Raw genomic sequence first — 19,683 nt, 5'->3', positions numbered from 1 at the left:
CGGTGCCGTGTGGGCACCGCGCAAAGCTGCCTGCAGACCTCAGTCGATGCGCTTGGCCGACTTGATGATCACAGGATCGATGGGCACGTTCTGCATGCCTTGCTTGGTGGTGGTCTGGGAGTTGACGATGATGTCGACCACGTCCATGCCCTTGACCACTTTGGCGAACACGGCATAACCGGCATCGCGGCCCGGGTCGAGGAAGGCATTGTCAGCCACGTTGATGAAGAATTGGCTGGTGGCCGAGTTCGGGTCATTGGTGCGAGCCATGGACAAGGTGCCACGCACGTTATGCAGGCGATTGCTGGCTTCGTTCTTGATCGGTGCTTCGGTCGGCTTTTGTGACATTTGCTGGGTGAACCCGCCACCCTGGACCATGAAGCCCGGGATCACGCGGTGAAAGATCGTATTGGTGTAGAAGCCCTTGTCGACATAGGCCAGGAAGTTCTTGGTGCTGATCGGCGCCTTGACCGGGTCCAGTTCGATTTCAATCTGGCCGTTGGTGGTGTCGAGCAAAACATGTGGCGCCTTGGCCGGCTCAGCTGCCATCAGGTTGGCAGCGAACAAGGCGGAACCGGCAAAGAAGGCGATTTTTTTCAGCATGGGTCAGTGATCCTGGGTAGTGGTTTCGACGGTCTTTAGAAAATCGAGCAAGGTCGCGTTAAAGACCTCGGGTTGGTCCAAGGGCGTGGCATGGCGGGAATCTTCGATGACCACCAGTCGCGCATCGGGCAGCAGTTTTACATAGATTTCTTTCTGCGCCACGGGGGTGTAGTCATGGTCGGCGCTGATGACCAGGGTTGGACAGGTAATTCTCGACAGTTGTTCCTGTACGCCCCAGCCTACAATGGCGTCGAAGCTGGCGAGATAAGCACGTTTGTCGTTTCTTGCCCAGCGTTCGGCCATCTTGCGGCGCAGGTCGGCCTGCTCAGGTTTGGGGAACAGCCGATCGCCCAGGGCCTTGCCGATGGTGCCCAGGCTGAGCACGCGGGCCAGGGTCCAGCGTTTGGCCCACTGCCAATAGTCATCGGCACTGCGCACCTTGACCTCAGGCGCGCTGTTGACGATGCACAGGCTCTTGACCCGCAGGGGTTCATCCACTGCCAGTTGGAAGGCGATCATGCCGCCCATGGATAAACCCACCACGTGGGCCGCTGGCAGGTCGAGGTGTTCGATCAGGGCGATCAGGTCGAAGGTAAACCCCTTGATGCTGTAGCGCTCCCGGGGTTTGTCCGAGCGACCATGGCCGCGCACGTCAACTACGATCAGGCGGTAGTGTCGGGCGAGTACCGGTACTTGCAGTTCCCAATCCTGGCTGCTGGAGCCCAGGCCGTGGATCAGGACCAGCGGGTTGCCATGGCCATACTCTTCGTAATGCAGGCTGCAGCCTTCATGGTCGAACCAGGCCATGGGTGAACTCCGTTTCAGGCTTGTTGGGGGGCGGCAAAGGGCGCGTCCAAGGGAGCGGTGTCAAAGGTGCGCAGCAATTCCACAAGGATCTGCGTGGCGGGCCCCAAGGGTTTGTCTTTGTTGGAGTACAGGTAAAACGTCGGGTTGCGACTGCCGCCTTTTTCCAGGGGAAGCTGCTTGAGCACGCCTTCCTTGAGTTCGCGCTCGATCATGTGCCGGGGCAGCCAGGCAAAGCCCAGGCCGCTGCCGACGAAGGTGGCGGCGGTAGCGAGGCTGCCGACGGTCCAGCGCTGTTCGGCGCCGAGCCAGCCGACGTCGCGCGGTTGCTGGCGGCCGGAGTCGCGGATCACCACCTGCATCTGGCTCTCCAGGTCATGGAAACTCAGCTCACGGTTGAGGCGATGCAGCGAGTGATCGGGGTGAGCCACGGCGACGAACTCCACATCGCTCATTTCCGTGCCCAGGTAGCCGGGGATGATAAACCCGCAAATGGCCAGGTCCGCCATGCCGTCGAGCAGCAACTCTTCGACGCCGGACAGCACCTCTTCGCGCAGGCGCACCCGGCAGCCACGGCTTTGCGGCATAAAGGCGGTTAATGCGCGAACGAGACGTGCGCTGGGGTAGGCGGCATCCACCACCAGGCGCACTTCGGCTTCCCAGCCCTGTTCCATGTGATGGGCGAGGTCTTCCAGCTGGCTGGCGTTTTTCACCAGTTGGCGGGAGCGGCGCAGCAGCACCTCACCGGCCTCGGTCAGCACCGCCTTGCGCCCGTCGATGCGCAGCAGCGGGACGCCGAGTTGGTCCTGCATGCGCGCCACGGTGTAGCTCACCGAAGATTGCGAACGGTGCAGCGCTTCGGCGGCTTGGGCAAAGCCGCCATGGTCGACCACGGCTTGCAAGGTGCGCCATTGATCGAGGGTAACGCGGGGCGCTTTCAAGATGAGCTCCTCTTGTCCTAAGCTGGCGGTCCTTATTGGAGACTGCCGAATGAGAAAATTGTGTTGTGTGTTGCTGGCGCTGCTGCCGATGAGCGCGTTTGCCTATCCTATCGACGTGACGAAAAAGATCGATGGCGTCAGCATTGATTACACCGCGTCCGATGTGGACGCAGACATCAGTTCGATTCAGCTAAGCAACTACGGCACCCGGGATGCTGTGTGTTCGGTAATCTTCACCAATGGCCCGGAATCGCCACGCCGTCGTACCGTGACCGTGCCTGCTGGCAAAAGCACTAACACCACGGTCAAGTTCAATCGCTCCATCATCAAGATGCGCATTGCCTTGGACTGCGCGCCAAAATAAAGCAACAGCGGAGCATGCCCACAGGAATACTCCGCATATAAACAAATTTCTAGATGGGTTGTAGCAGTTTTTTGCGCTTTTTTATCGAATGGGCCCTGGCTAACCTTCTCTCCATCGACTTACAGCAATTACCGATGGAGCCTACGAAGCCATGTCCAATGTTCTGATCATCGAAAGCAGTGCGCGCCAGCAGGATTCCATTTCCCGCCAGCTCACCCAACAGTTCATCAGCCAATGGCAAGTCGCCCATCCGGCAGACCACATCACCGTGCGCGACGTTGCGCTCAATCCGGTCCCCCACCTGGATGCCAACCTGCTGGGTGGCTGGATGAAGCCTGCGGAGCAGCGTAACGACGACGAACAGGTATCCCTGGACCGCTCCAACGAGTTGACTGACGAATTGCTGGCCGCCGACGTGTTGGTGATGGGCGCGCCGATGTACAACTTCGCCATTCCGAGCACCCTTAAAGCCTGGCTGGATCACGTGTTGCGGGCCGGTGTGACCTTCAAATACACCGCCACCGGGCCTCAGGGGCTGTTGACCGGCAAGCGCGCTATCGTGCTTACCGCACGCGGTGGTATCCACACCGGCGCCACCTCGGATCATCAGGAACCGTACCTGCGCCAGGTCATGGCATTTATCGGCATTCATGACGTTACCTTCATTCACGCCGAAGGCGTCAACCTGGGCGGCGACTTCCAGGAGAAGGGCGTCAATCACGCCAAGGCACTGCTGGCCCAGGTGGCCTGAGGCGTTAATCGTCAGATAATCCCGTGCTGCTTATATAGCCCCACGCAAACCCTTCAAGTACGCGTATCGAACCTCCCTTTGCACTTTTTGCTCCTGAGTGCTCCTGCCCGACTGCCGCTTTAGCGAGGTCGGGTTTTTTTTGCGCCGAGTTTCCTCAAAACCCAAAAAGCTTTACTGTCGCGCCCATTCGAAACGAGGCGCGCATGGGCTATCTACTGGTTGTCACCCTGATTCAGGCATTTTCCTTCAGCTTGATCGGCGAATACCTCGCCGGTCACGTCGACAGCTACTTTGCCGTGCTGGTGCGCGTGGTGCTGGCCGGGCTGATCTTTATTCCTTTGACGCGCTGGCGCTCGGTGGAGCCCGCGTTCATGCGCGGCATGTTGGTGATCGGCGCATTGCAGTTCGGCGTGACCTACGTCTGCCTGTACCTGAGCTTTCGTGTGCTCACGGTGCCGGAAGTGCTGCTGTTCACCATCCTCACACCGCTGCATGTGACGCTGATCGAGGACGCGCTTAATCGCCGCTTCAATCCCTGGGCGCTGGTGGCGGCCTTGGTGGCGGTGGGTGGTGCGGCGGTGATTCGTTTCGATCAGATCACCCCGCACTTTTTGATGGGCTTCTTGCTGCTGCAATTGGCCAACTTCACCTACGCCGCCGGGCAAGTCATGTACAAGCACCTGGTGGCGCGTTATCCCAGTGACCAGCCGCACTTTCGGCGTTTCGGTTATTTCTACCTGGGCGCCTTGTTGGTGGTGTTGCCGGCGTTCCTGCTGTTCGGCAAAGCTGACTTCCTGCCGCAAGCGCCGCTGCAATGGGGTGTGCTGGTGTTCCTCGGGTTGGTCAGCACCGCGCTGGGCATGTACTGGTGGAACAAGGGCGCCTGCCTGGTCAATGGCGGCACCCTGGCGGTGATGAACAACCTGCATGTGCCGGTGGGGCTGTTGCTGAACCTGTTGATCTGGAACCAGCACGAACCGCTGGGCCGTTTGGCCCTGGGCGGTCTGGTGATTCTGGGGGCGGTGTGGATCAGCCGGCTGGGTGTGCGTCGGGCGGTGCCGTCGCCATTGTGATCACCACCTTGCCTTTGGCGCGGCCTTGTTCGACATAGTCCAGGGCCGCAGCTGTGGATTCGAAAGGAAAGGTACGGTCGATGACCGGCCGGATAATCCCGGACTCGACCAGCGCGGTGATTTCATCCAGTTGGGCGCCGCTGGCACGCATGAACACAAAGTCATAGCTCACGCCTTGCTTGCGTGCTTTCCTGCGGATACCGCTGCTCAACAGGCCCATGACCAGGCCCAATACCCATGGCAGCTTCTGGGCACGGGCGAAGGCGGGCGTCGGCGGCCCGGAGATGGAGATGAGTTGACCGCCGGGCTTGAGAATCTTCAGTGACTTGGCCAGCGCATCCGCGCCTAGGCTGTTGAGCACCACATCGTAATCTCGCAGCACGGCCTCGAAGGCTTGCTGTTTATAGTCGATCACCACATCCGCGCCTAACGCCTTGACCCACTCCACATTGGCGGTGCTGGTGGTGGTCGCAACGAAGGCGCCCAAATGCTTGGCCAACTGGATAGCGATACTGCCCACCCCGCCTGAGCCCGCATGAATGAACACCTTCTGGCCTTTCTTCAGCTTCGCGGTTTCCACCAGCACCTGCCACGCCGTCAGCGCGACCAGGGGCAGGGAGGCGGCTTGCTCCATGTTGATATTCGCGGGTTTGCGCGCCAGTGCGTCTTCGTGCACAGCAATCAACTCGGCGAAGGTGCCGATACGCTGCTGAGGCGGGCGGGCGTAGACTTCGTCCCCCGGCTTGAAGCGTCGTACCGCAGCGCCGACGCTGAGCACCACGCCGGCCAGGTCATTGCCCAGTGTCAACGGCAACGCATACGGTAGGACCAGTTTGAATTCGCCTTTGGCGATCTTTGCATCCAGCACATTGACACTGCTGGCTCGCACCTGAACCAGCACGTCGTGCTCACCCACGATAGGCGCGGGGGCCTCGATGAGGCGGCCGGGCTGTTTGCCGTACCGTTCGATGGAAAATGCCTTCATGGTTCAATGCTCGTTGCTTGGCTGAGAAGGGCAGGCGCGGAGCACGCCTGCTACCGGTTGATCAGGCGTTGGCCAGATAACGCTCGGCAACCTGGGACTGCTTGATCTGCGTCAGCAGGCCTTGTCGCGCAGCTTGCAACGCATCCCAGCGGGCGCCGTCCTGCAACGGCGGAATGGTCACCGGCTCGCGGCGATCGAAGCCCACCAACGCCGCGTCCACCAGATCGCCCACTTCCATCACGTCCGTGAGGGTGTTGATATCAATGCCCGCACGTTCCCAGATCTCGGTACGTGTGGCGGCGGGCAGCACGGCTTGCACGTATACGCCTTTGGGCGCCAGTTCCAGGCTCATGCCCTGGGACAGGAACAGCACGAACGCCTTGGTCGCGCCGTACACCGTCATGCCGAATTCCGGGGCCAGGCCCACTACCGAGCCAATGTTGATGATAGCGCCGTTGCCGGCTGCCGCCAGGCGCGGCGCGATGGCACTAGCCAGGCGTACCAGCGCGGTGGTGTTGAGGGTGACCAACTGCGCGACGCTGTCGGTGGACTGTTCGATAAAACTGCCGGACTGCGCGGCGCCTGCATTGTTGACCAGGGTGCCAATGCTGGCGTCGTCGCGCAGGCGCGCTTCAACTGCGGCCAGGTCAGCGTTCTGGGTCAGGTCGGCCGGGAGGATATCAACGTTGGCGGCGTGGTGCTCACGCAACCTGGCGGCGAGCGCTTCCAGGCGCGTGATGTCACGGGCGACCAGTACGAGGTCGTGGCCGCGTGCGGCAAAGCGTTCGGCGTAGGCGGCGCCAATGCCGGTCGAAGCGCCAGTGATCAGAACGGTGTTGGAAGTGCTCATGGTGTGATGCTCTGTGAGTGCGAGGAGGTTTTATGATGTCGGTCATAATCAAAGCTGTCAACGGTTTTGATTATGATCAACATCATAGTAATATGCCTATCTCGCAAGCGTGCAGGACCACACACACATGAAGATCACTAAGGCGCAGTCACAAAGCAATCGGGCCCATATCGTCGCGACAGCTTCCGAACTGTTCCGCGAGCGGGGTTTCGATGGCGTGGGCGTGGCCGAGTTGATGGCTGCGGCCGGTTTTACCCAAGGCGGCTTTTACAAGCACTTCGGTTCCAAGGCGGACCTGATGGCGGAAGCGGCCGCCAACAGCCTGGCGCAGTCACTGGCTGATAGCGCGGAGATGGAGGTGGAGCAGTTTTTCGAGGTTTACCTGTCCAGGCAGCACCGCGATCATCGCGGCGGTGGATGCACATTGGCGGCGTTGTGTGCCGATGCTGCCCGTCAATCGGACACGCTGAAGGCGACCTTTGCCGACGGCTTGGAAAACACCCTGCAGGCCTTGGAAGCAAAGTACAACGCGGTTCATGACGGGCCACAGGAAGACGTGCGGGCGAAAATGCTCGACAGCATGGCCCATGCCATTGGCGCAATCATGCTGTCGCGGGCGTGCCCGGACGATTCCGCCCTGGCCGATGAAGTGCTTGAGGTGTGCCGCAAGGAGATTACGGCGTCACTGCCGTAATCCCGTTCGCATCACCTCATGCCGTTTCGGCGACGGACACCTGCGTGGCTCCGGCCAACGCAGGCAGCACGCCGGCGCGCAGGTCATTACCGCTTGGCTGCTGATACAGGCTTAGCCCGAACTCCGGCAACACCGCCAACAGGTAATCGAAGATATCCCCCTGGATCCGCTCGTAATCGCCCCACGCGGTGGTGCGGGTAAAGCAGTAGATCTCCAGCGGCACGCCCTGGGCCGTGGTTTGCATCTGGCGCACCATGCAGGTCATGTTCGGCTGGATGTCGGGGTGGCTTTGCAGGTACGCCAAGGCGTAGGCGCGGAAGGTGCCGAGGTTGGTCATGCGCCGACGGTTGGCCGACAGTTGCGCGCTGTGGCCCTGGGCCTCGTTCCAGGCCTTGAGTTCGGCCTGTTTGCGGCTGATGTAGCCGCTGAGCAGGTGTACCTGGGTCATGCGCACTTCTTCCTCATCGTTCAGGAAGCGTACGCCGCTGGCGTCGATGTACAGGCTGCGCTTGATACGGCGCCCACCGGAGGCCTGCATGCCACGCCAGTTCTTGAACGACTCGGACATCAAGCGCCAGGTGGGGATGGAAACGATGGTCTTGTCAAAGTTCTGCACCTTCACCGTGTGCAGGGTGATATCCACCACATCGCCATCGGCACCGACCTGGGGCATTTCGATCCAGTCACCCACGCGCAGCATGTCGTTGCTGGTCAATTGCACACTGGCGACGAACGACAGCAGGGTGTCCTTGTACACCAACAGAATCACCGCCGACATCGCACCCAGGCCTGACAGCAGCAACAGCGGCGAGCGGTCGATAAGGGTGGCGACGATGATGATCGCGCCAAACACGAACAGCACCATTTTCGCCAGTTGCACATAGCCCTTGATCGAGCGGGTGCGTGCGTGTTCGGTGCGTGCGTAGATATCCAGCAGCGCGTTGAGCAGGGCGCTCATGGCCAGCACCATGAACAGAATGCTGATCGCCAGGGCGACGTTGCCGATGAACAGGATGGCGGTCTTGCTCAGGTCCGGCACCAGGTACAGGCCGAACTGGACCACCAGCGATGGCGTCATTTGCGCCAGGCGATGGAAGACTTTGTTGTGCCGCAGGTCGTTCAGCCAGTGCAGCGCCGGTTGCCGGCCGAGCAATTTGACCGCGTGCAGGATGAGGTAACGGGCGACCCGTCCCACCACCAATGCCACCACCAGCAACACCAGCAAGCCGAGGCTGGAATGCAGGACCGGGTGTTCATCGAGGGCGCCCCAAAGGTCTTGGACGTTGAGCCAGAGCTGTTTGATATCCATGAGTGAACCGATTCTTCTGTAAGACAACACGGGGCGATTAGAGCATTTAAGTGCAACAAAGTTGACGCTCTGGACAAAATCGCTGACAAAAAAGCAGCTGATTAGCCCCGTTCGCGTAAAGAAACTCGGTTTGGGCGCGCGAAACCGGTAACCTATGCAGCTGATATTTTGTATTTCTTCGAGGTAGCACCCGTGTTTTCCCAATTCGCCCTGCACGAACGCCTGCTCAAAGCCGTGGCCGAGCTTAAATTTGTCGAGCCTACGCCTGTGCAAGCAGCGGCCATCCCGCTCGCGCTGCAAGGGCGTGACCTGCGGGTGACGGCGCAAACCGGCAGCGGCAAGACCGCCGCTTTCGTCCTGCCGGTGCTCAACCGCCTGATCGGCCCGGCCAAGGTACGCGTCAGCATCAAGACGCTGATCCTGCTGCCGACCCGCGAGCTGGCCCAGCAGACCCTGAAGGAAGTCGAGCGTTTCTCGCAGTTCACCTTCATCAAGTCCGGCATCATTACCGGTGGCGAAGACTTCAAGGTCCAGGCCGCCATGCTGCGCAAGGTGCCGGATATTCTGATCGGCACCCCTGGCCGCATGATCGAGCAGCTCAACGCTGGCAACCTTGACCTCAAGGAAGTCGAAGTGCTAGTGCTCGACGAAGCCGACCGCATGCTCGACATGGGCTTTGCCGATGATGTGCAGCGTCTGGTCGGCGAGTGCGTCAACCGTCAGCAGACCATGCTGTTCTCCGCCACCACCGGTGGTTCGACCCTGCGCGACATGGTCGCCAAGGTGCTGAACAACCCTGAGCACTTGCAGGTCAACAACGTCAGCGACCTGAACGCCACCACGCGTCAGCAAATCGTTACCGCTGACCATAACGTGCACAAAGAACAGATCCTGAACTGGTTGCTGGCCAACGAGACCTACCAGAAGGCCATCGTGTTCACCAACACCCGTGCTGCCGCCGACCGTATCTACGGGCGCCTGGTTGCGCAGGAATACAAGGCGTTCGTGCTGCACGGCGAGAAAGACCAGAAGGACCGCAAGCTGGCCATCGACCGCCTCAAGGCGGGCGGCGTGAAGATCCTGGTGGCCACCGACGTTGCCGCACGCGGCCTCGACGTGGACGGCCTGGACCTGGTGATCAACTTCGACATGCCCCGCAGCGGCGACGAGTACGTGCACCGTATCGGCCGTACCGGCCGGGCCGGCAATGATGGCCTGGCCATCTCGCTGATCTGCCACGGCGACTGGAACCTGATGTCGAGCATCGAACGCTACCTCAAGCAGTCGTTCGAGCGCCGTACCATCAAGGAAGTCAAAGGCACGTACACCGGGCCGAAGAAGGTCAAGGCCTCGGGCAAGGCCGTTGGCGTGAAGAAGAAAAAGACCGACGCCAAGGGCGACAAGAAGAAAACCGGCGCCAAGTCGCCGACCAAGCGCAAGATCGCCAACCGGCCGAAGACCGACAACCTGTCGCTCGTCAGCAAGGACGGCATGGCCCCGCTCAAGCGCCGCAAGCCAGAAGCACCGGCTGCCGAATAAGCAGGCGGGCATAAAAAAACCGGACAATGTCCGGTTTTTTTTCGCCATGATCATTCCCACGCTCCGCGTGGGAATGCCTCCAGAGACGCTCTGCGTCGCGCTGTGCTCAACGCTTCCCCGCAGCTTCTCTGAGCTCCTTGAGCCGCGCATCGATCAACTGGCACTTGTCGGGAAACTCGGCGCTTTCGGTATCCAGGTCCATCTTCTGCAGCTTGGCATTCATCTCCTTGGCCTTGTTCGGGTTCTGCTCGGTGAGCTTGGTTACTTCCTTGGCCAGTTCTTCGCGCTTGGCGGTGGCCTCCTCGGGCGTGCAGGCCCAGGCGGGCAGGGCGCTTAACAGCGTGGCGGCGAGGGTCAGCTTCATCAAGGTTTTCATGGTCGGACTTCCTTGGCAGTGATGTGCAGTTGAGGTGGCGAACCTCTGGAAAGTTCAGAGAAATGACGCCCGTCCGTTCGGTTGAACGGCCAGTGCCAGGACGTGTCACTCCCTTAGACGGGCTAACTCCATCGGCCTGCAGGAGGAATCAGGATGACGACTTACAATTGGGATCTGATCGAACGTCTGCTGCATGAAGTGCAGAACGGCGAGGGCAGCTTTGCCCCGCGCAAATACGCCGAGCAGGAAGCGGCCGAGAAGGCGACGGCCGGCGAGGACACTGGCAACCTGGACGCACTGAAGAAGACCGCTGCCGATTACGAGGCGCTGCTGTTCAAGCGTGGCTTTATTGAATCGCGGCCGGAAGAAGAGGGCGGCAATGGCGAGAATTTCATTCTGACGGCGCTGGGTGCGCAATTGCTGGCGCTGATCGACAGTTCGATTCCCGGCAATGATCATCCGCGTCAGGTGTTGGATGAACAGGTAGATGCGCTTGATCCGGCAACGTTCGCTGAAGTGGCGTCCAAAGCCCAGATCGCTTGATCCTTTTATGTCCCGGCGCCCCAAGGGAGCCGGGCGAACCTGTCGAATCGGTAATCTGCCGCTAAGGTTGCTGACAGCCGGCGAATCCTAATCTGCTGCCATTCAACTCACGGACTTGAATCGGCATGCACTCCACAACCTCCAGACGCACATTCGTCAAAGGCCTGGCCGCAGGCGGCCTGCTCGGCGGGCTTGGGCTTTGGCGCCCGCCGGTGTGGGCGCTGACCAGCCCCGGCCAGCCCACGGTACTCGCCGGCAGCGAATTTGAGCTGTTTATTGACCAGACCCCCGTCAACCTGACAGGCCGTGCGCGCACTGCGTTGACCGTCAACGGCAGCCTGCCCGGCCCGCTGTTGCGCTGGCGCGAAGGCGACACCGTGACCCTGCGCGTGAGAAACCGCCTTGGGGAGCCCACCTCGATCCACTGGCACGGCATCCTGCTGCCATCGACCATGGACGGCGTGCCCGGCCTGAGCTTCAAGGGCATCGAGCCGGGCGGCCTTTACGTCTACCAGTTCAAGGTCAAACAGCACGGCACTTACTGGTATCACAGCCATTCCGGGCTTCAGGAACAGCAGGGCGTGTATGGCCCGCTGGTCATCGACCCCAAGGGGCCCGAGCCTTATACCTACCAGCGTGACTACGTGGTGATGCTGTCGGACTGGACCGACGAAGACCCCGTCGCCCTGATGAAGACCCTCAAAAAGCAGTCCGATTACTACAACCTGCACAAACCCACCCTGGGCGATTTTATCCGGGATGTGGGCGAGCAGGGCTGGTCGGCCACGGCTGCCGACCGGCTGATGTGGGCGCAAATGAAGATGAACCCCACCGACCTTGCGGACGTCAGCGGTGAGACCTACACCTACTTGCTCAACGGCCAGCCGCCTGGGCAGAACTGGACCGGGGTGTTCAAGCCGGGGGAAAAGATTCGCCTGCGCTTTATCAATGGCTCGGCGATGACCTATTTCGATGTGCGTATTCCCGGGCTGAAGATGACCGTGATCGCCGCGGATGGGCAGCCGGTCAAGCCGGTGAGCGTCGACGAATTCCGTATCGCCGTGGCGGAAACCTACGATGTGCTGGTCGAGCCCGTAGCAGACGCCTACACCCTGTTTGCCCAGTCCATGGACCGCACAGGGTTTGCTCGTGGCACCCTTGCCAGGCAGCCTGGCGCGACTGCGCCGGTACCGCCGCTGGATCCGCGCCCGTGGCTGACTATGGCAGATATGGGCATGGGTGGCATGGATCACGGTGCCATGGCCGATATGCCGGGCATGGAAGGCATGGATCACAGCGCCATGGGCGCGATGGCGATGCAGAAACACCCCGCCAGCGAACAGAACAACCCGCTGGTAGACATGCAGGCGATGAACCCGGTGCCCAAGCTCGACGACCCTGGGATTGGCCTGCGCAACAACGGCCGCCGGGTGCTCACCTATGCCGATCTGCGCAGTGCCTTCGAAGACCCCGATGGCCGCGACCCCTCGCGCACCGTCGAATTGCACCTCACCGGGCATATGGAGAAGTTCGCCTGGTCGTTCAATGGCGTGAAGTTTTCCGATGCCGAGCCGTTGCAACTGACTTATGGCGAGCGCGTGCGGGTGGTGCTGATCAACGACACCATGATGGCCCACCCGATTCACCTGCATGGCTTATGGAGCGACCTGGAAGACGAAAACGGCCAGTTCCAGGTGCGCAAGCACACCATCGACATGCCTCCCGGCTCCCGTCGCAGTTACCGCGTCACCGCCGATGCCCTGGGGCGCTGGGCCTATCACTGCCACCTGCTGTACCACATGGAAATGGGCATGTTCCGTGAGGTGCGCGTGCATGAATAAGGAAGCGAGCGTGAACCGTTGCTTCTCAGCCCTTTGCATCGCTTTCGCCACGCTGGGGTTCGCCCCATGGGCGTTGGCGGCCGAGGATGAATTTCAGGGCATGAGCCCGGCGACGCCAGCGCTGACGCAAAGCCGTACGCCGATTCCGGCGCTGACCGACGCAGACCGTGCAGCGGTCTACAGCGCGCCGGGAGGGCATCAGGTGCACGACAGCGGCGTGAACTCGATGCTGCTGATCAACCAGTTGGAATGGCAGGGCGGCGACGGCAACGCGCAGAGTTGGGACATCAAGGGTTGGGTCGGCGGTGACATCGACCGGTTGTGGCTACGCAGTGAAGGCGAACGCAGCGCCGGCCGCACTGAAAGCGCCGAAGCCCAAGCGTTATGGGGGCACGCAATCAGCCCGTGGTGGGATGTGGTCGGCGGCGTGCGCCAGGACTTCAAGCCCGGTGCTAGCCAGAGCTGGGCGGCCTTTGGCCTACAAGGCATGGCGCTCTACAACTTCGAGGCCGAAGCCACGTTGTTTGTCGGCGAATCGGGGCATACCGCCGCACGCCTTGAGGGTGACTACGACATCCTGCTCACCAACCGCCTGATCCTGCAGCCCACCGCAGAACTCAACTTCTATGCGCAGAACGATCCGCAACGGGGTGTCGGGTCGGGCTTGGCGCAAAGTGAACTGGGCCTGCGCTTGCGCTACGAAGTTCGCCGCGAGTTTGCGCCTTATGTTGGGGTCAGCTGGAACCGGGCTTATGGCCAGACCGCGCAATACGCACGGGACGAAGACGAAGACATCAATCAACTGCGCTGGGTCGTCGGCGTGCGCTTGTGGTTCTGACGGGTTTCCCTTTTTATTATTCGCCGCCTGGCGCGGCCTGGAGTCTTGCATGTCTATGTTGAAAACCACGCTGCTGGGTGCTGCGCTGTGGGTAGGTTTAAGTCTTAGCCTGCCCGCTTCGGCCCACCCCAAGCTGCTGTCATCCATTCCGGCGGCAGGCGCACAGGGCGCCGCTCCCGCAGTGATTGAATTGCATTTCTCAGAAAACCTGCTGACCCAGTTTTCCGGGGCCAAGTTGATCATGACCGACATGCCGGGCATGCCCAATTCGCCGATGCCGGTGAAGGCCAGCGTGTCGGCGAGCAGCGACCCCAAGGTGATGTTGATCAAGCCGGTCTCCGCACTTACCACCGGCAGCTATCGGGTGGATTGGCGTGCCGTGTCGTCCGATACACATCCGATCACCGGTAATGTGGTGTTCAGCGTGCAGCCATGAGTGAGCTGATCTCCATCGCATTGCGCTTCGCGCTCTATCTCGACCTGATGATGCTATTTGGATTGGGACTGTTCGGCCTTTATGGTCTGCACGCTGAGCAACGTAGATGGCTCAATCTAAGGGCATGGATGGGATTGACGGGCGGCTTGGGGCTGGCGTTTTCGGTGGCGTCGCTATTGGTCATGACCCAATCCATGAGCGGCGCCACTGATTGGCAGGCGCTATGGCCGCATGTGCAGATGATGCTGTGGCAGACCGACTTGGGGCTGACGTGGTGGGTGCGTATCGCGGCGCTGGTCCTGGCGGCACTGAGCACTCATCTGGCGCTGGCCACGCTGTCGGCTGGCGTGGCGTTGGCCACCCTGGTGTGGACAGGGCACGGCGTAATGCACGAAGGCGTGCAAGGTGTGTGGCATATCGTCAGCGACAGTGCACACCTGTTGGCAGCGGCGGGTTGGGTGGGGGCGTTGGCGGCATTCGGTTTGTTGTTGATGCCTGCGCCGTTGCCACAGGATGATCGAGTGCAGGTTCTGGCCAGCGCATTGGCAGGCTTTGAGCGCATTGGCGCGGGATTTGTCTTGGTGCTGATCGGCACTGGCGTTGCCAATTATCTGTTTGTTGTCGGGCCGAATCTGGGGGGCATCAACGGCGGAGTCTACGCGGTGCTGCTATGCCTGAAGCTGGGGTTGTTCGGCGTGATGCTGGCCTTGGCGGCGCTCAATCGCTTTCACCTGACGCCGCTTCTGCAACAATCTATCGCGGCGGGCGATTATAACGTGGCGATCCGTGCGTTACGGCGCAGCATGGCCCTGGAGTTTGGCGCTGTGGTGCTCATCCTTGGCCTGGTGGCCTGGCTGGGCACCTTGGCGCCTGACTAAGACTGTGCGCTTTTCAGGCATTTAAGCGTCTGGAAGTCGCTGCGGACCTTGTCGATTTTCTGGGTGAGTTTCACGCGCTGCGCTGGGGAGCTTTGGGCCATCACGTCCACGAGCAAGCCGCGCGCGGCGGCTTCGGTCTGTGCGTAGGCGGCGCGGTATTGCGGGGTCCACAGGCTTTCGCGATCCACCAGCAGTTGCTGGATTTTCTGCGGGAAATCGGCACTGTGACGCTGTTGCAGCGCCTCGATAAATTGCGCCTGCCAATGGGCACGGTTGCCGATCCATGCCTGGTTCTGTGCGCCCAACTCGGCGGACCAGGCTGTTACGCGGTTTTGCTGGCCTGGGCTCAACGGGCCGATCCAGGCGTCCAGTCGCTTGCTCATGCGTTCGGCGCGTTCCTTGATTTGCTGGGCCAGCGGCGGCTTGAGGTATTCGTCCTGGCGTTTACGCAGGTCCTTGGCCAGGGCGTCGCTCATGTCCTTGACCTGCTGATCGTCCAGGCCTTGCAGCAATTGCACGGCTGAGGGGGTGATTTCCCGCGCAATCTCGGCAATTGCCTGTTTGGCTTCGACAGTACGGGTTTGCAACGCGGCGTCGGTGACCTGGTTGCTGTCGACCATCTGTTGCAGGCGGTCGAGCCAGTCCAGGTAGCCAGGCAATTGCGTGGTGCAGTGCCAGGCCAGGTGCTCCTTGAGGGTGTCGTTGAACCAGCTCTTTTGCCCGGCATTCATGTCCAGGTAGTCGTTGAGGGTCCAGGGGATGATCACGTCGAGGTTTCGGTAGGCCAGGCCCACGCGATTACAGCCGGCAAGCACCAGGCTCAGGGTCAGCAATACCATCAGGAGTTTGAGCCGGCGCAACATGGGCAGGTCCTTGCATGGAGGGCGTTAATGCATGTGAACCTGCGCGGGGTGCGACAGTTCAGCCCATCAATAAAACGACCGTGCAGCCTTCAAGGTCAACAGCCCATCACATTGCGAATTGTGTCCAGAGTAGGCCGAGCAGTCACTGCCGCTGAGGCTGGAGCCGCTGTAGATCAAGTCCAGGTCAATGCCTTTCCAGGCCCGGGAAAATTGCACCGACCAATCGCTGAAACTGCTGATGGCGCCGTTCTCTACCGAGACCGGTGTGCCCAGTTGATGGGTGGTGTACTTCATGCTGACGCCGATGCCAAAAGGCTGGGTGCCGCCCAGGTCGGCGAACAGGGTACTGTCCTGGCGGTCGGGGTCGTTGCTGAAAGACACGCCAAAGCGGTTGCCCAACAGGTTCAGCCCACCGTAGAACTCCTGGCTATCGAGGGGGCTGACCTTGGGGTAGCTGTAGTGGATCAAGCCGACTTCGTAGCCCAGGGTCTGGTCGAACGGACGCTTGAAGCCCATGTAGGAGTCGACTTCAAGGTTATTGGCCGACGACAGGCCCATGTTCGGGGAAAACTGGCCGAAATACAGGCCGCTATCGTGGGTAAGGTCCAGGCCACCGTGGAACGAGTCGCTGCCAGGGGCGGTCGGCTTGACCAGGCCCTGGGCCATGGTGCGGGTGGGGGTGGTGCCTAATTTCAGGTCGAAGTCACCCAGTTCACGCTGGAAGATATGCGCTTGGGCCAAAGGGCTGGCGACCAGGAGGCTGACCACGACAATACAGCGTTTAAGCATGCTTCACTCCATGAAAAGCGAGGAGCAGTAACGGAAAGATTCAGGCGGATGCCCGTGCTAGACGTGTGCAAGGATACCGGCGAATGCCAGGCGTTGAGGCCCGTTCGTCGATTAGCTGCGTATTGAAGGTGTTGGGAGGGGGTTGCAACTCTAGTCCTAGCGCCTTGAAGGCAAGACGCTTAGGGACCAGATACAGTGCGAGGGTATGACTATTACTTCTTGCCCAGGCTGATCTGCTTGGACGGGCCGAAAGTCTGGCCGCTCACGCCCTTGGCAATTTGCTGGATTTCGCCGCCGGACTTGAGGAACGCAGCAATCTGGCTATTGATCGATTCGCTGGTTTCAACGGCGGGAGCTGGCTTTGCTTTGCTGTTGGATGCTTTTACACGCATGGCGGCCACTAACCTGTAGAAAATTAACTTGGCCAGGCATCGTACAGGAAATACTTGACAATTGCTTGGCAAATATCCCTCAGGATTAATATCCAGCGCTGGAAATAGCCGAAGTTCAACGCCGAAATAAAGCGCTAACTTACTGTTTTAGCTGGAAACCACAGGCCGGGTGGCCCGCTGATGGCCTGCTCAAAGTGAACCGAACGATCAGACGAGTGGGGCGCTGCCATTGGAACGCCATGCCAGCCCGCGATTTTTCAGGCGCGCGCGCGTGCAGGGCCCAACTCGGGTAGAATGCCGCCCACGCAATGAGGGTATTGGAAATGGCTTTAGTCGGGCGCTACAACAGCTTGCAAGTGGTCAAGCACACTAACTTTGGTTTGTACCTCGATGGTGCGCAAGATGGGGAAATCCTCTTGCCTAATCGGTATATCCCTAAAGATATTCCCAGTGAAGATGAAGACTGGCTCAACGTTTTCATTTATCTGGACAGCGATGACAAACTTATCGCCACCACCGAAAAACCCAAAGTTCAAGTCGGTGAATTTGCCAGTTTGAAAGTTGTGGAAGTCAACAGCATTGGCGTGTTCCTTGATTGGGGTTTGCCCAAGGATCTGCTGCTGCCGTATTCGGAAGAAAAACGCCAGCTGACCGCAGGTGAGTATTGCGTGGTGCACGTCTACCTCGACAAGCACACCAAGCGCATCACCGCCACCGCTCGCCTTGACCGTTACCTGGACAAGACGCCAGCCAACTACCAGGTGGGCCAGGAAGTCGACCTGCTGGTGGCCGAAGCCACCGACATGGGCTTCAAGGCGATCATCAACAACAAGCACTGGGGCCTGATCCACAAGAACGAAGTGTTCAAGTTCCTGCGTCCGGGTAAGGAAGAGAAGGGTTTCATCAAAGAGATCCGCGCCGATGGCAACATCAGCCTGAGCCTGCAACCGGTGGGCCAGGAAGCGGCCTCCAGCCTGAACTCGAAGATCCTCGCGAAGTTGCGCGACAACAACGGCACCCTGCCGGTCAGCGACAAAAGCGACCCGGCGGTGATCAGCAACTTGTTCGGCGTGAGCAAGGGCAACTTCAAGAAGGCCATTGGTGCGCTCTACAAGCAAGGGCAGATCGTGATTCATGCGGACCGCATTGAACTAAGCTGAGTACAGGCTGCTCTCCTGTAGGAGCGAGCTTGCTCGCGAAAATATTCCAGGCGCAGTGTGGCGTCGGATGTACGTTTTTCGCGAGCAAGCTCGCTCCTACAGGGTTGTGCCATGTCGAAAAGAACGGTTTTTGCCTACCTCGGCACCTTGCTCGCCTTCCTGGTCCTCGACGGCCTCTGGCTCGGCGTGCTCATGGGCTCCACCTACAAATCCCTGCTCGGCGCGCTGATGCTTGATCAGCCACGCCTGCTGCCTGCGGTATTGTTCTATCTCCTGTATGTCCTCGGTTGCGTAGTATTGGTGGTCTTGCCCAGCGCCAGTTGGCAGCGCGCTGCGCGTTTGGGCGCCTTGCTTGGCCTGGTGGCCTATGGCACCTATGACTTGAGCAACTGGGCCACGCTTCAAGGCTGGTCCGCTGGGTTGGCGCTGATGGACATGGCGTGGGGCACGTGCCTAACCGCCATTTGCTGCACTGTTGGCCACTTGTGTGCAAATCGGCTGCGGCGGTAGAGGGCGGTTGATCAGTACTGAACCGCCTAATAACAACCCGGTACCGGCAACGACCAATGCCGGTTGCAGGCCGCCACTGAGATGGCTGCTGACCGACGCCAATAGTGGCCCGCTCAATTGGCCGACGGCGAAGCTGGCGGTCAGCAACCCCGTGCTGCGTTGGTAGCCATGGGGCGCGACTTCTCTGAGCCGCGCCATCACCAGTTGCATGCAGGCCAGAAAGGGCGCACCGCACAGCAACACGCCCAGCGCCAAGCCCCAGCCATTGCCAAGCAGGCAGGCGAACACCCCGGCCGCTTGCAGCCATAAAGTCGCCATTAGCCAGTGACGGGTGGTATTCGGGTGCTTGCGGCGCAGGCTGGCCACCCCCACTCCCAGCGCGGCCGCCAGGCCAAAGTAGGGCCAGAACAGATCGGCCTGCCAGGCCCCGTGGAATTGAGCGCTGGCCATCTGCGACAGAAAGGTCGCCGGGATGATGTAGCCCAGGCCGAACAAGAAATAAATCCAGCACAGGTGCGCGATGCTGCCGTTGCTCCCCGCGCTGGCGGCCTGTGTAACAGTGATGGCCGGCTTGGGTAAAAATGGCAGGATCGCCAGCAACATCACCAGCGCCACCGTCCCGTAGAGCAACCACAGCGTTGCAGAGCTTTGCCCCAATAGGTTGGAAACCAGCGCCAGCAGCCCCGTCAGCACAATCCCCAACCCCGGCCCTGCAAACACCAGCGCACCCAGGCGTGGACGGCCGGCGGCAATCGCCAGTGGTTGGCTCAGGCTGGTAATCATCACCAGAGCCCACGCACTGGCGACCCCAGTGCCGAAACGCAGCAACAAATGCGGCCAGAACCCGTTAGCCCAGTAGGACGCCAGGGTCAGCAATACGCACAGCCACAACCCGCCGTAGAGGCGCCCGCGCACATGCTGATGGCTACGGGCAAAGATCGAGTCCACCGCGCCGACGAAATAACCCAGGTAATTGGCGGCAGCGAGCAGGCCGGCGCCGGTCAGGTCGATCTGGCCTTCACTGAGCAAATGCGGCATTTGCGGAGTCAGGGCGAAGCGGCCAATGCCCATGGCCATCATCAGGGCGACGAAGCTGGCGAGTAAACGAATCAGCGGGGACATATTCAGGTTTCCTGCAAAGAAG

At 60.5% G+C, this 19,683-nt stretch carries 23 protein-coding genes; 12 read left to right on the top strand and 11 right to left on the bottom strand.

What is annotated here, in order from left to right; genetic code table 11:
- Nucleotides 1–39: 39 nt before the first annotated feature.
- From E1K68_RS19980 to E1K68_RS19970, 3 genes are read right to left on the bottom strand one after another with little or no spacing between them, the layout of a single operon-like run.
- Nucleotides 40–603: a peptidylprolyl isomerase gene (locus tag E1K68_RS19980; RefSeq protein ID WP_212614577.1), complete on the bottom strand. Its 564-nt coding sequence runs from the start codon at nucleotides 601–603 to the stop codon at nucleotides 40–42.
- A gap of 3 nt (nucleotides 604–606) precedes the next feature.
- Nucleotides 607–1,410 carry an alpha/beta hydrolase gene (locus tag E1K68_RS19975; protein WP_169856752.1) on the bottom strand — a complete coding sequence of 268 codons (804 nt, stop codon included), beginning with the start codon at nucleotides 1,408–1,410 and terminating at the stop codon, nucleotides 607–609.
- Nucleotides 1,411–1,424: 14 nt separating this feature from the next.
- Complete coding sequence (locus tag E1K68_RS19970; protein WP_003193120.1) at nucleotides 1,425–2,348, bottom strand: LysR family transcriptional regulator; 924 nt, start codon at nucleotides 2,346–2,348, stop codon at nucleotides 1,425–1,427.
- Nucleotides 2,349–2,397: 49 nt separating this feature from the next.
- Between E1K68_RS19970 and E1K68_RS19965 the strand changes: the two genes are divergently transcribed.
- From E1K68_RS19965 to E1K68_RS19955, 3 genes are all read left to right on the top strand, one after another.
- Nucleotides 2,398–2,712, top strand: coding sequence for a 3-phosphoglycerate kinase (locus E1K68_RS19965; RefSeq protein ID WP_212614576.1), 315 nt, complete (start codon nucleotides 2,398–2,400; stop codon nucleotides 2,710–2,712).
- A 151-nt stretch (nucleotides 2,713–2,863) separates the two neighbouring features.
- The gene (locus E1K68_RS19960) at nucleotides 2,864–3,463 is read left to right on the top strand and encodes an FMN-dependent NADH-azoreductase (RefSeq protein WP_003193118.1); all 600 of its coding nucleotides are present in this window, start codon (nucleotides 2,864–2,866) and stop codon (nucleotides 3,461–3,463) included.
- A gap of 203 nt (nucleotides 3,464–3,666) precedes the next feature.
- The gene (locus E1K68_RS19955; protein WP_003193117.1) at nucleotides 3,667–4,536 is read left to right on the top strand and encodes a carboxylate/amino acid/amine transporter; all 870 of its coding nucleotides are present in this window, start codon (nucleotides 3,667–3,669) and stop codon (nucleotides 4,534–4,536) included.
- On the opposite strand, the gene E1K68_RS19950 is transcribed toward E1K68_RS19955, so the two are convergent.
- Nucleotides 4,493–5,521, bottom strand: a complete 1,029-nt coding sequence (locus E1K68_RS19950) for an NADP-dependent oxidoreductase (protein ID WP_003193115.1) — start codon at nucleotides 5,519–5,521, stop codon at nucleotides 4,493–4,495. The genes E1K68_RS19955 and E1K68_RS19950 overlap by 44 nt on opposite strands.
- A 61-nt stretch (nucleotides 5,522–5,582) precedes the next feature.
- Nucleotides 5,583–6,371, bottom strand: a complete 789-nt coding sequence (locus E1K68_RS19945; RefSeq protein ID WP_212614575.1) for an SDR family oxidoreductase — start codon at nucleotides 6,369–6,371, stop codon at nucleotides 5,583–5,585.
- A 127-nt stretch (nucleotides 6,372–6,498) separates the two neighbouring features.
- On the opposite strand from E1K68_RS19945, the gene E1K68_RS19940 reads away from it, so the two are divergent.
- Nucleotides 6,499–7,065, top strand: coding sequence for a TetR/AcrR family transcriptional regulator (locus tag E1K68_RS19940; protein ID WP_003193112.1), 567 nt, complete (start codon nucleotides 6,499–6,501; stop codon nucleotides 7,063–7,065).
- A 16-nt stretch (nucleotides 7,066–7,081) separates the two neighbouring features.
- On the opposite strand, the gene E1K68_RS19935 is transcribed toward E1K68_RS19940, so the two are convergent.
- A complete protein-coding gene (locus E1K68_RS19935; RefSeq protein WP_003193111.1) occupies nucleotides 7,082–8,374 on the bottom strand; it encodes a mechanosensitive ion channel family protein in 1,293 nt (430 codons plus the stop codon).
- 192 nt (nucleotides 8,375–8,566) lie between these two features.
- Here E1K68_RS19935 and E1K68_RS19930 point away from each other — a divergent pair, with 192 nt between their 5' ends.
- Nucleotides 8,567–9,913, top strand: coding sequence for a DEAD/DEAH box helicase (locus E1K68_RS19930; RefSeq protein WP_003193110.1), 1,347 nt, complete (start codon nucleotides 8,567–8,569; stop codon nucleotides 9,911–9,913).
- A 106-nt stretch (nucleotides 9,914–10,019) separates the two neighbouring features.
- Here E1K68_RS19930 and E1K68_RS19925 read toward each other — a convergent pair whose 3' ends face one another.
- Complete coding sequence (locus E1K68_RS19925; RefSeq protein ID WP_003193109.1) at nucleotides 10,020–10,289, bottom strand: hypothetical protein; 270 nt, start codon at nucleotides 10,287–10,289, stop codon at nucleotides 10,020–10,022.
- Nucleotides 10,290–10,442: 153 nt separating this feature from the next.
- Here E1K68_RS19925 and E1K68_RS19920 point away from each other — a divergent pair, with 153 nt between their 5' ends.
- From E1K68_RS19920 to copD, 5 genes are all read left to right on the top strand, one after another.
- Nucleotides 10,443–10,832, top strand: a complete 390-nt coding sequence (locus E1K68_RS19920) for a hypothetical protein (protein WP_003193108.1) — start codon at nucleotides 10,443–10,445, stop codon at nucleotides 10,830–10,832.
- Between the two features lie 125 nt (nucleotides 10,833–10,957).
- Complete coding sequence (locus tag E1K68_RS19915) at nucleotides 10,958–12,673, top strand: copper resistance system multicopper oxidase (RefSeq protein WP_003193107.1); 1,716 nt, start codon at nucleotides 10,958–10,960, stop codon at nucleotides 12,671–12,673.
- Nucleotides 12,674–12,683: 10 nt separating this feature from the next.
- On the top strand, nucleotides 12,684–13,511 hold the full coding sequence (locus E1K68_RS19910) for a copper resistance protein B (RefSeq protein WP_212614915.1): 828 nt from the start codon (nucleotides 12,684–12,686) through the stop codon (nucleotides 13,509–13,511).
- Between the two features lie 49 nt (nucleotides 13,512–13,560).
- Nucleotides 13,561–13,947: a copper homeostasis periplasmic binding protein CopC gene (gene copC / locus E1K68_RS19905; RefSeq protein ID WP_003193103.1), complete on the top strand. Its 387-nt coding sequence runs from the start codon at nucleotides 13,561–13,563 to the stop codon at nucleotides 13,945–13,947.
- Complete coding sequence (copD, locus tag E1K68_RS19900; RefSeq protein WP_003193101.1) at nucleotides 13,944–14,825, top strand: copper homeostasis membrane protein CopD; 882 nt, start codon at nucleotides 13,944–13,946, stop codon at nucleotides 14,823–14,825. Before copC ends, copD begins: the two co-directional genes overlap by 4 nt.
- On the opposite strand, the gene E1K68_RS19895 is transcribed toward copD, so the two are convergent.
- The 3 genes from E1K68_RS19895 to E1K68_RS19885 form a co-directional block, all read right to left on the bottom strand.
- On the bottom strand, nucleotides 14,822–15,688 hold the full coding sequence (locus tag E1K68_RS19895) for a DUF6279 family lipoprotein (protein ID WP_057709759.1): 867 nt from the start codon (nucleotides 15,686–15,688) through the stop codon (nucleotides 14,822–14,824). The genes copD and E1K68_RS19895 overlap by 4 nt on opposite strands.
- Before the next feature lie 66 nt (nucleotides 15,689–15,754).
- Nucleotides 15,755–16,477 (bottom strand): TorF family putative porin, encoded by a 723-nt coding sequence (locus E1K68_RS19890; RefSeq protein ID WP_003193097.1) that lies wholly within the window; start codon nucleotides 16,475–16,477, stop codon nucleotides 15,755–15,757.
- Nucleotides 16,478–16,689: 212 nt separating this feature from the next.
- Nucleotides 16,690–16,869, bottom strand: coding sequence for a hypothetical protein (locus E1K68_RS19885; RefSeq protein WP_003193095.1), 180 nt, complete (start codon nucleotides 16,867–16,869; stop codon nucleotides 16,690–16,692).
- A gap of 323 nt (nucleotides 16,870–17,192) precedes the next feature.
- Between E1K68_RS19885 and E1K68_RS19880 the strand changes: the two genes are divergently transcribed.
- The gene (locus tag E1K68_RS19880) at nucleotides 17,193–18,029 is read left to right on the top strand and encodes a S1-like domain-containing RNA-binding protein (protein WP_019820451.1); all 837 of its coding nucleotides are present in this window, start codon (nucleotides 17,193–17,195) and stop codon (nucleotides 18,027–18,029) included.
- Nucleotides 18,030–18,140: 111 nt separating this feature from the next.
- Entirely contained in the window at nucleotides 18,141–18,539 is a 399-nt protein-coding gene (locus tag E1K68_RS19875; RefSeq protein ID WP_057709760.1) for a DUF2177 family protein, read from the top strand.
- On the opposite strand, the gene E1K68_RS19870 is transcribed toward E1K68_RS19875, so the two are convergent.
- Nucleotides 18,483–19,661: an MFS transporter gene (locus E1K68_RS19870; RefSeq protein WP_003193092.1), complete on the bottom strand. Its 1,179-nt coding sequence runs from the start codon at nucleotides 19,659–19,661 to the stop codon at nucleotides 18,483–18,485. The genes E1K68_RS19875 and E1K68_RS19870 overlap by 57 nt on opposite strands.
- Between the last annotated feature and the right edge of the window lie 22 nt (nucleotides 19,662–19,683).

This window comes from Pseudomonas sp. B2021, from assembly GCF_018135665.1.
Classification (GTDB): domain Bacteria; phylum Pseudomonadota; class Gammaproteobacteria; order Pseudomonadales; family Pseudomonadaceae; genus Aquipseudomonas; species Aquipseudomonas lactis.
The sequence above is the reverse complement of the archived record's forward strand: the minus strand, read 5'-3'. Positions and strand labels throughout refer to the sequence as shown.

Coding starts and splice junctions, on each gene's coding strand:
- E1K68_RS19980 (WP_212614577.1), bottom strand. CDS start 603: ATGCTGAAAAAAATCGCCTTCTTTGCCGGTTCCGCCTTGTTCGCTGCC.
- E1K68_RS19975 (WP_169856752.1), bottom strand. CDS start 1,410: ATGGCCTGGTTCGACCATGAAGGCTGCAGCCTGCATTACGAAGAGTAT.
- E1K68_RS19965 (WP_212614576.1), top strand. CDS start 2,398: ATGAGAAAATTGTGTTGTGTGTTGCTGGCGCTGCTGCCGATGAGCGCG.
- E1K68_RS19960 (WP_003193118.1), top strand. CDS start 2,864: ATGTCCAATGTTCTGATCATCGAAAGCAGTGCGCGCCAGCAGGATTCC.
- E1K68_RS19955 (WP_003193117.1), top strand. CDS start 3,667: ATGGGCTATCTACTGGTTGTCACCCTGATTCAGGCATTTTCCTTCAGC.
- E1K68_RS19950 (WP_003193115.1), bottom strand. CDS start 5,521: ATGAAGGCATTTTCCATCGAACGGTACGGCAAACAGCCCGGCCGCCTC.
- E1K68_RS19945 (WP_212614575.1), bottom strand. CDS start 6,371: ATGAGCACTTCCAACACCGTTCTGATCACTGGCGCTTCGACCGGCATT.
- E1K68_RS19940 (WP_003193112.1), top strand. CDS start 6,499: ATGAAGATCACTAAGGCGCAGTCACAAAGCAATCGGGCCCATATCGTC.
- E1K68_RS19935 (WP_003193111.1), bottom strand. CDS start 8,374: ATGGATATCAAACAGCTCTGGCTCAACGTCCAAGACCTTTGGGGCGCC.
- E1K68_RS19925 (WP_003193109.1), bottom strand. CDS start 10,289: ATGAAAACCTTGATGAAGCTGACCCTCGCCGCCACGCTGTTAAGCGCC.
- E1K68_RS19920 (WP_003193108.1), top strand. CDS start 10,443: ATGACGACTTACAATTGGGATCTGATCGAACGTCTGCTGCATGAAGTG.
- E1K68_RS19915 (WP_003193107.1), top strand. CDS start 10,958: ATGCACTCCACAACCTCCAGACGCACATTCGTCAAAGGCCTGGCCGCA.
- copC (WP_003193103.1), top strand. CDS start 13,561: ATGTCTATGTTGAAAACCACGCTGCTGGGTGCTGCGCTGTGGGTAGGT.
- copD (WP_003193101.1), top strand. CDS start 13,944: ATGAGTGAGCTGATCTCCATCGCATTGCGCTTCGCGCTCTATCTCGAC.
- E1K68_RS19895 (WP_057709759.1), bottom strand. CDS start 15,688: ATGTTGCGCCGGCTCAAACTCCTGATGGTATTGCTGACCCTGAGCCTG.
- E1K68_RS19890 (WP_003193097.1), bottom strand. CDS start 16,477: ATGCTTAAACGCTGTATTGTCGTGGTCAGCCTCCTGGTCGCCAGCCCT.
- E1K68_RS19885 (WP_003193095.1), bottom strand. CDS start 16,869: ATGCGTGTAAAAGCATCCAACAGCAAAGCAAAGCCAGCTCCCGCCGTT.
- E1K68_RS19880 (WP_019820451.1), top strand. CDS start 17,193: ATGGCTTTAGTCGGGCGCTACAACAGCTTGCAAGTGGTCAAGCACACT.
- E1K68_RS19875 (WP_057709760.1), top strand. CDS start 18,141: ATGTCGAAAAGAACGGTTTTTGCCTACCTCGGCACCTTGCTCGCCTTC.
- E1K68_RS19870 (WP_003193092.1), bottom strand. CDS start 19,661: ATGTCCCCGCTGATTCGTTTACTCGCCAGCTTCGTCGCCCTGATGATG.